Origin of the sequence: Streptomyces prasinopilosus, from assembly GCF_001419695.1 — a bacterium.
GTDB lineage: Bacteria > Actinomycetota > Actinomycetes > Streptomycetales > Streptomycetaceae > Streptomyces > Streptomyces prasinopilosus.
Window position 1 is genome coordinate 1 of the sequence record NZ_LIRG01000318.1, and the last position, 8,365, is coordinate 8,365.

Consider the following 8,365-nt stretch of genomic DNA (forward strand, 5'->3'; position numbering starts at 1 on the left):
CGCGGGGCGCGGGCCCGGCGTCGGACGCGGACCGGGGGCCGCCGGAGCGGGCGCCGACGGGGCCGCGGGCTGCTGCGCCGCGGGGGGCTTGGGTGCGGCCGGCGGCCGCGGTGCTGCCGGACGTGCCTGCGCCGGGGACGGCGCGGGCCTGGGCGCGGCCTTCCTGGGCGCGCCGGGCTTGGCACCGGACTTGCCGTTGCCCCCGCCCTGCTGGAACGCGTCGGTCAGCTTGCGTACTACGGGCGCTTCGATCGTCGAAGACGCCGAACGGACGAATTCACCGAGCTCTTGGAGCTTGGCCATGACGACCTTGCTCTCGACACCGAACTCCTTGGCGAGTTCGTAGACCCGGACCTTAGCCACTTCGCTCCTTTGAGGTCCGGGTTGCGTCCGGACCGTCGCTAGTTCATGGGCGTACTCATCGCGTACTCATCGAGTGCTCATCGCAATCTCGACCTGCTTTCGACTCGCGAGGTACCAGACCGCGGCGGGGGGTTCCGCGCGGCATGTCTTCCTACGGATTGCTGTCGCAACCCTGTGCCTGCTCGACGTAGTGGCGCAACGCCTTTACGTCGAGCGGTCCCGGGACGCGGAGCGCCCGCGGAAACGCCCTTCGGCGCACCGCCTGGTCGAGACAGACCGGGGCGGGGTGCACATACGCACCCCGGCCGGGCAGCGTACCGCGTGGATCGGGGACGCACGCGTCCTCGATCGTCACGATCCGCAGCAGCTCGTTCTTGACCGCTCGCTCCCGGCAGCCCACGCAGGTGCGCTCTGGGCGCGCGCGGGTAGGTGTCCGGCCAGACGCTCCCAAGTCTACCTCCCCGGAGCGACCTCACCCCTTTGGGGCATGTATCGAACAGGTGTCGCGCGCAAGACTGTCGTGATCTCAGCGCGCGGCGGCTTGGATCTATTCCCCCGGCTGTTCCGTGTCCGGCCGGATGTCGATCCGCCAGCCGGTCAGGCGGGCGGCCAGACGGGCGTTCTGCCCCTCCTTGCCGATCGCCAGGGACAGCTGGTAGTCCGGCACGGTCACCCGGGCCGACCGGGCCGCCAGGTCCACGACCTCGACCTTGGTGACGCGGGCCGGGGAGAGCGCGTTGGCCACCATCTCGGCCGGGTCGTCCGACCAGTCGACGATGTCGATCTTCTCGCCGTTCAGCTCGCCCATCACGTTGCGGACGCGGCCGCCCATGGGGCCGATGCAGGCGCCCTTGGCGTTCAGACCGGACCGGGTGGAGCGGACGGCGATCTTCGTGCGGTGGCCGGCCTCGCGGGCGATGGCGGAGATCTCCACCGAGCCGTCGGCGATCTCCGGCACCTCCAGGGCGAAGAGCTTCTTCACCAGATTGGGGTGGGTGCGCGACAGGGTGACGGACGGACCGCGCACGCCCTTCGCCACCCGGACGACGTAACTGCGCAGCCGCAGGCCGTGCGAGTAGGTCTCGCCGGGCACCTGCTCCTGCACCGGCAGGATGGCCTCCAGCTTGCCGATGTCGACCAGGACGTTCTTCGGGTCGCGGCCCTGCTGGACCACGCCGGTGACGATGTCGCCCTCACGGCCGGCGTACTCGCCGAGCGTCGCGTCGTCCTCGGCGTCGCGCAGGCGCTGCAGGATGACCTGCTTGGCCGTGGTGGCGGCGATGCGGCCGAAGTCGGACGGGGTGTCGTCGAACTCGCGGGCCTCCTGGCCCTCGTCGAGGTCCTCGGGGTCCTCCTTCGCCCACACCGTCACATGCCCGGTCTCCCGGTCGAGCTTCACGCGCGCGTGGCGGCGGCTTCCCTCGGTGCGGTGGTAGGCGATGAGGAGGGCCGACTCGATGGCCTCGACCAGCAGGTCGAAGGAGATCTCCTTCTCCCGCACCAGACCCCGCAGGGCGCTCATGTCGATGTCCACGGCTACGCCTCCTCTTCCGTCTCGTCGTTCGTGTCGTTCGTGTCGTCGGTTCCGGTCGCGTCCCGCACGGCGGACCTGTCGTCCTTGCGGTTGAACTCGACCTGGACGCGCGCCCTGTCGATGTCGTCGAAGGCCAGCCGGCGCGCGGTGGGCTTGCGGCCCTTGACGCCGGGCACCTCGAGGTCGAGGCCCTCGTCGTCGACCCGCAGGATCCGGGCGGCCAGTTCGTCGCCCGCCGTCAGCCGGAAGCCCACCAGGCGGCCCGTGGCGCGCACGTAGTGGCGGTGTTCGGTGAGGGGGCGTTCGGCACCCGGGGTCCCGACTTCGAGCGTGTACTCGCCGTCGCCCATCGCGTCGGTCTCGTCGAGCTTCGCCGAGAGCGCGCGGCTCACATCGGCGATGCGGTCCAGATCCGCGCCGGTGTCCGAGTCGACCACGACGCGCAGCACCCGCTTGCGGCCGACCGTGTCCACGGCGATCTCCTCGAGATCGAGGCCCTGCGAGCTGACGAGCGGTTCCAGAAGTTCTCGAAGCCTCTCGCTCTGGGTGCTGCTCATCCGGGTGACTCCTCGGCCGCGTGTGCTGTTGTGGGACGGTGCGCGTGTCTGGTCAAAGGGTATCCGGTCGCGAGGGGTGATGCCGTCCACCCGTCACGGGGGGTGCCGCTGAGCGCCGCCGGGGAGATCCACGGGTACCGTGATCACGGGCCCAGGCCCCGCCGCCGCACCTCCCCCGCCCGTCCGAAGGGCGGGCCGGGCGGCGCCAGGTGCGTGTTCCCGCCGCACCGGCCCTGAACCCCGGGTGCGCCCGGGCCGGGGTCCGGTGCGGCGGGAGTGCGCGCGTGGCGCCGCCCGGCGGACGGGAGTGCGGCGGCGGGGCCCGGGGCCCTCCATCCGTCGCCACGTTCCGTACGAGCCCCGAGGACGTCTGCCGTGCCGTTCCCCCCTGCTCCGCGCGCCCGTACGGGGCCGCGCAGAAGGAGTCTGCTCGCCGTCGCCCCGGCGGCCCTGCTCGCGGCGGGCTGTTCCGCCGGGCCCCGGGACCCCGGTCCCTCGGCCGGCTCCCCCTCCCCGGCGTCCGAGCGGGCACGTGCGCGTGCGGCGCGTGACAGCCGGGAGCTGGCCCGGCGGTACGACGCCGTGATCGCGGCGCACGCCGGGCTCGCGCGGCGGCTGGGTCCGTTGCGCGAGAACGCCGTGCGGCACGCGAGGGCCTTCGAGGACCTCGGGACCGCGGCGGGGCCGGCGTCGGCGTCGCCGGGGTCGCCGGCCCCCACCGGGGCGGGGCCGTCCGCCCCGGCACCGGTGCCGGCGAAGGAGGAGGACGCCCTCTCCGGGCTCGCCGCCGCCGAGCGGGAGATCGCCGCCCGGCGCCTGGAGGCACTGCTCGACGCACCGGCCGAACTGGCCGGGCTGCTGGCGTCGGTGGCGGCGGCCGGCGCGGCGCACGCGTTCCTGCTGACGGAGGGCTGACGGATGAGCGAGGCGCAGGACCGGGAGCTGCGGGCGCTTCAGGCGGCCCTGGCGGCGGAGCACGCGGCGGTGTACGGGTACGGGGTCGTCGGCGGGCGGATCGCCGGCGGACGGCGGACGGAGGCGCGTTCCGCCTACGACGCGCACCGCGCCCGCCGGGACGCGCTGGTGCGCGAGGTGCGGGACATGGGCGCCGACCCCGTGGCCGCGGCCGCGGGGTACGCGCTGCCGTTCGGGGTACCGGACCCGGCCGCGGCCGTGCGGCTCGCGGCGGTGCTGGAGAACCGGGTCGCCGCGGTGTACTCGGACCTGGTGCGCGCGAGCGGGGGCGAACGGCGCCGTGCGGCGGCCGAGGCGCTGCGGGAGGCCGCGGTGCGGGCGGCGCGCTGGAGCGGGGAGAGCGTAGCCTTCCCCGGGCTCGCCGAACGGGCCGGACCGCCCTCGGGGACTCCGTCGGTGCCGGCGGTGTGAGGGGACCGCACGCGAGGGCGTGCCGGGGCGGCGTGAGGGGACGGCAGGTGCCGCGTACGGCACGAAGGGCAGGAAGGGAACGGGCTCGCGCATGGTCTTCGAACCGCCGCAGCGTCTGGTGAGGGCGCTGGGTGAAACGGCTCCCGACAGCGGCGTGGACTGGCTGGAAGGGCTGCCCGGGGCGGTGCGCGGGGCCGTCGCGCTGCGCGGGCTGAGCGTGGAACGCGTGCAGGTGCCCGGGGGCCGCAGCAGCCTGGTGGTGCTGGTGCGGACGGCCGACGGCGTGCCCGCCGTGCTGAAGCTGGCCCCCGCGCGGGCCCGGCCCCAGAGCGAGCGGGCCGCACTGGCCCACTGGAACGGGCTGGGCGCGGTCCGGTTGCTGGAGCCCTCCTCCCCGGACGGGGCGCTGCTGCTGGAGCGGCTGCACCCGGACGTCTCGGTGCGGTCGTTGCCGGAGGCGAAGGCCCTGCTGGAGGCCGCCGCGACGCTGCGGCGGCTGTGGGTCGAGCCACCCGCCGGGGACGCCGCCCACGCCTTCGAGACGGTGGCCGAGCGGACCGGCCGGCAGGCCGAGGCGATGCGGGCGGGTGCCGCGGACTCCCCCGAGACGGCGCCCCTGGTGTCCGCGGCGCTGGCGGCGCGCGAGGAGCTGCTGGCCGCACCGCCCGAGCACCGGCTGCTGCACGGCACGTTCCGGCAGAGCAAGGTGCTCTCCGCCGAGCGGATGCCGTGGCTGGCGGTGGGTCCGGACCCGGTCGTGGGTGAGCACGCCTTCGACCTGGCCCGGCTGGTCCGCGACCGCGTGGAGGACCTCGTCGCCCAGCCCTCCGGCGCGGCGACGACCCGCCGTCGGGTGAAGCGTCTGGCGGATTCCCTGGAGGTCGACCGGGAGCGTCTGCGCGGCTGGACGCTGTTCCGCGCGGTGGAGTCCGGTGTGCGCGCCCGGCGCGTCGGCCGGGACCGGGACGCGGAACTCCTCCTGGAGTTCGCCGGCTGGCTCTGACACCGCGCGAGGGCGCCGAAAGCCCGCGCGGGACGGTTCCGCGCGGGCTTTCGGTGGTGGTGGGCTCAGGCCGTGAGGCGGGCGATGGCCTCGTCCACGGTGAGTTCCTCGCGTTCACCGGTGCGGCGGTCCTTCAGCTCGACGACGCCCTCCGCGGAGCGGCGGCCGGCGACCAGGATCTGCGGGACGCCGATCAGCTCGGAGTCGGTGAACTTCACCCCCGGCGAGACGCCCGCGCGGTCGTCCACCAGGACGCGGACCCCGGCGGCGGAGAGCCGGGCGGAGACGTCGAGGGCGAGCTCGGTCTGCAGGGCCTTGCCCGCGGCGACCACGTGGACGTCGGCCGGGGCGACCTCCTTGGGCCAGCACAGGCCCTTGTCGTCGGCGGTCTGCTCGGCCAGGGCCGCCACCGCGCGGGAGACGCCGATGCCGTAGGAGCCCATGGTGACGCGGACGGGCTTGCCCTGCTGTCCGAGGACGTCGAGCTTGAGGGCGTCGGCGTACTTGCGGCCCAGCTGGAAGATGTGGCCGATCTCGATGGCGCGGTCGAGCCGGAGGCCGGTGCCGCACACGGGGCAGGGGTCGCCCTCCTCGACCACCACGACGTCCACGTACGCGTCGACCTCGAAGTCGCGGCCCGCGACCACGTTCTTGGCGTGGGTGCCCTCCTGGTTGGCCCCGGTGATCCAGGCCGTGCCCGGGGCCACGCGCGGGTCGGCGATGTAGCGGACCTTCTCCAGGCCCTGCGGGCCGACGTAGCCGCGCACCAGGTCGGGGCGGCCCACGAAGTCCTCGGCGGTGACCAGTTCGACGGCGGCCGGGGCGAAGTGCGCCTCGACCTTGTCGAGGTCGACCTCCCGGTCGCCGGGGACGCCCACGGCGACGATCTCGCCGTCGACCTTGACCAGCAGGTTCTTCAGGGTGGCCGAGGCGGGGACGCCGAGCGAGGCGGCGAGGGTCTCGATGGTGGGGGTGTCGGGCGTCGGGATGTCCTCGGCGGCCGGGACGGCGGAGCCGTCGACGGGCTTGAGCCCGTAGGAGACCGCCTCGGTGTTCGCGGCGAAGTCGCAGTTCGGGCAGTCCGCGAAGGTGTCCTCCCCGGCCTCGGCGGGGGCGAGGAACTCCTCCGACTTGGAGCCGCCCATCGCGCCGGCGGTGGCGGCGCAGATGCGGTGGTCGAGGCCGAGGCGCTCGAAGATCCGCTGGTACGCCTGGCGGTGCAGGGCGTAGGACCCGTTCAGGCCCTCGTCGTCGAGGTCGAAGGAGTAGGAGTCCTTCATCAGGAACTCGCGGCCGCGCAGGATGCCCGCGCGGGGGCGGGCCTCGTCGCGGTACTTGCTCTGGATCTGGTAGAGGATCACCGGCAGGTCCTTGTAGGAGGACGCCTGGTCCTTCACCAGGAGGGTGAAGATCTCCTCGTGGGTGGGGCCGAGGAGGTAGTCGCCGCCCTTGCGGTCCTGAAGGCGGAACAGCTCGGGGCCGTACTCCTCCCAGCGGCCGGTCGCCTCGTAGGGCTCACGCGGCAGGATGGCGGGGAGCAGGACCTCCTGGGCGCCGATGGCGTCCATCTCCTCGCGCACGACGCGTTCGACGTTGGCGAGGACCTTCTTGCCGAGGGGCAGCCAGCTCCAGATGCCGGCGGCGGTGCGGCGCACGTAGCCCGCGCGGACGAGCAGCTTGTGGCTGAGGACCTCGGCGTCCGCCGGGTCGTCGCGCAGCGTTTTCGCCATCAACTGGGACATGCGCTGGACCGGTGCGTTCGCCATGGTTCTCGTACTCCTGCTGCGTCTGGGTGATGCCTGGAGGTTAGCGGGACGGGACGGGGCGGTGGAAATCGGTTGTGGCCCCGGTGGTCCTACCGGTCCTTCCGGTCCCCGCGGTCCGGTGCGCGGCGGAGCGGCAGGGGGGCGCCCATCACGGCGTACGGCTTGGGGGCGCTGGGGAAGTGGACGCGGCGGGCGAGGTCCTCGTAGCCGAGGGAGCGGTACAGGCCGCGGGCGGGGCTCTCGACGTCGATGGCGGAGAGGATCGAGCGGGGTTCGTCGGCGCCGTCGGTGATCGTGGTGATCAGGGAGCGGCCGATGCCGTGCTTCTGGTAGCGCGGGTGGACGTGGAGTTCGGTGATGACGAAGGAGCCGTCGAGCCAGTCGTCCCGGCCCCGGGCCCGCAGGTGGGGTTCGACGACCGTGGACCACCAGTGGGCGCGGTCGTTGGGCATGCCGTAGACGAAGCCGACGAGGCGGCCGCCGACGGTGGCACCGAAGGCCCTGGCTCCCGGCAGGGTCATGTGGCGCAGCACGATCTGCCGGCGCACGGCCACCTCGTCGGGGCCGAGGCCGAACGCCTTCGCCTGGACCTCCAGGGCCTCGTCGACGTGGGCGGCGAGGTCGAGGGGGCCGATCACGACGTCGTCGGGGCGGAGGGGCCCGTGACCGGGAAAGCGCAGCATGCCGGGGAGACTACAGGGGGCGGTGGGAGACCGCGGGGTCAGAACAGGATGCTCATGAACTCGCCGACCTCCCGGAATCCCACGCGCCGGTAGGTCCGGCGTGCGGGGGTGTTGAAGTCGTTGACGTAGAGGCTCGTCACGGGGGCGATGTCCGCGAGGGCGTAGCGGAGCACGGCCGCCATGCCGGGGGCGGCGAGGCCCCTGCCGCGGTGTTCGGGTGCCACCCACACGCCCTGGATCTGGCAGGCGCGGTCGGTGGCGGCGCCGATCTCGGCCTTGAAGACGACCTTGCCCTCGGCGTCGAAACGGGCGAAGGCCCGTCCGGCGCCGACGAGTTCGGCGACCCGGGCCTGGTAGAGCAGGCCGCCGTCGCCGGCCAGCGGGGATATCCCGACCTCCTCGGTGAACATCGCCACGCAGGCCGGCATGATCTTTTCCATCTCGTCCTTGCGGACGCGGCGGACGTAGGGGTCCGGGGTGATGTCCTCGGGCAGGCGGTCGGCGGCCATCAGGGGCTGGTGGGCGCGGACCTCGCGGGCGGGGCCCCACTGGGGTTCGAGCAGCCGCCACAGTGCGGCGGTGGGGGTGGCGGGGCCGACGACGGAGGAGCAGCGCCGGCCGGCCCGGCGGGCGCGGTCGGCGAAGGCGCGGACGGCCCGGGGGGTGGCGCAGATGGGGACCAGGTTGGCGCCCGCGTAGCACAGGGACGTGAGCATGCCGTCCTCGTACCAGCCCCACATCTCGCCGCCGAGCCGCCACGGGTCCAGGCCCGCGACCTGCACCCGGGAGGCCACGAAGGCGTTCGTCACCGGCTCGCGGTCGAGGACGGCGAGGGCGGCGTCCAGGTCACTCGGTTCGAGGACCCGGGAAGTGGTCTGCGTCAACACGTGCGGGGGCCTCACACACTCGGGTCTGCTGGTTTCCGCACTGTACCCGCCGGATTTGTGCGCTGCCGATCCGTGGGGGAGAAACGGTCCTGCCCGGAGTCGCTCCGGGCAGGACGGGCCGGGCGGCCGGCCGGGGGGACGGACGGGTCCGGCGGGTCCGGCGGGCTTCGTCAGCCGGCGACCGAG

The 8,365-nt window shown here is 73.9% G+C and carries 10 protein-coding genes; 3 read left to right on the top strand and 7 right to left on the bottom strand.

Annotated elements, in window-relative coordinates:
• The 4 genes from AOK18_RS14295 to rimP form a co-directional block, all read right to left on the bottom strand.
• A partial coding sequence (locus tag AOK18_RS14295) for a translation initiation factor IF-2 N-terminal domain-containing protein (RefSeq protein ID WP_206281544.1) occupies positions 1–363 on the bottom strand: 363 nt, incomplete at its 3' end.
• 151 nt (positions 364–514) lie between these two features.
• Positions 515–814 (bottom strand): YlxR family protein, encoded by a 300-nt coding sequence (locus tag AOK18_RS30860; RefSeq protein WP_074995583.1) that lies wholly within the window; start codon positions 812–814, stop codon positions 515–517.
• A gap of 96 nt (positions 815–910) precedes the next feature.
• Complete coding sequence (nusA, locus tag AOK18_RS14300) at positions 911–1,897, bottom strand: transcription termination factor NusA (RefSeq protein ID WP_055573333.1); 987 nt, start codon at positions 1,895–1,897, stop codon at positions 911–913.
• 2 nt (positions 1,898–1,899) lie between these two features.
• Positions 1,900–2,454: a ribosome maturation factor RimP gene (gene rimP, locus AOK18_RS14305; RefSeq protein WP_055694605.1), complete on the bottom strand. Its 555-nt coding sequence runs from the start codon at positions 2,452–2,454 to the stop codon at positions 1,900–1,902.
• 375 nt (positions 2,455–2,829) lie between these two features.
• On the opposite strand from rimP, the gene AOK18_RS14310 reads away from it, so the two are divergent.
• The 3 genes from AOK18_RS14310 (at position 2,830) to AOK18_RS14320 (ending at position 4,843) form a co-directional block, all read left to right on the top strand.
• Positions 2,830–3,369: a hypothetical protein gene (locus AOK18_RS14310; protein ID WP_074995581.1), complete on the top strand. Its 540-nt coding sequence runs from the start codon at positions 2,830–2,832 to the stop codon at positions 3,367–3,369.
• Positions 3,370–3,372: 3 nt separating this feature from the next.
• Entirely contained in the window at positions 3,373–3,840 is a 468-nt protein-coding gene (locus tag AOK18_RS14315; RefSeq protein ID WP_055573335.1) for a ferritin-like domain-containing protein, read from the top strand.
• Positions 3,841–3,931: 91 nt separating this feature from the next.
• Positions 3,932–4,843 carry an aminoglycoside phosphotransferase family protein gene (locus tag AOK18_RS14320; RefSeq protein ID WP_055694606.1) on the top strand — a complete coding sequence of 304 codons (912 nt, stop codon included), beginning with the start codon at positions 3,932–3,934 and terminating at the stop codon, positions 4,841–4,843.
• Positions 4,844–4,908: 65 nt separating this feature from the next.
• Here the strand turns inward: AOK18_RS14320 and AOK18_RS14325 are convergent, their stop codons facing one another.
• The 3 genes from AOK18_RS14325 to AOK18_RS14335 form a co-directional block, all read right to left on the bottom strand.
• Positions 4,909–6,609, bottom strand: coding sequence for a proline--tRNA ligase (locus AOK18_RS14325; protein WP_055573337.1), 1,701 nt, complete (start codon positions 6,607–6,609; stop codon positions 4,909–4,911).
• 89 nt (positions 6,610–6,698) lie between these two features.
• Positions 6,699–7,292 (bottom strand): GNAT family N-acetyltransferase, encoded by a 594-nt coding sequence (locus tag AOK18_RS14330; RefSeq protein ID WP_055694607.1) that lies wholly within the window; start codon positions 7,290–7,292, stop codon positions 6,699–6,701.
• Between the two features lie 38 nt (positions 7,293–7,330).
• The gene (locus tag AOK18_RS14335) at positions 7,331–8,179 is read right to left on the bottom strand and encodes a GNAT family N-acetyltransferase (protein ID WP_055573339.1); all 849 of its coding nucleotides are present in this window, start codon (positions 8,177–8,179) and stop codon (positions 7,331–7,333) included.
• Positions 8,180–8,365: the final 186 nt, after the last annotated feature.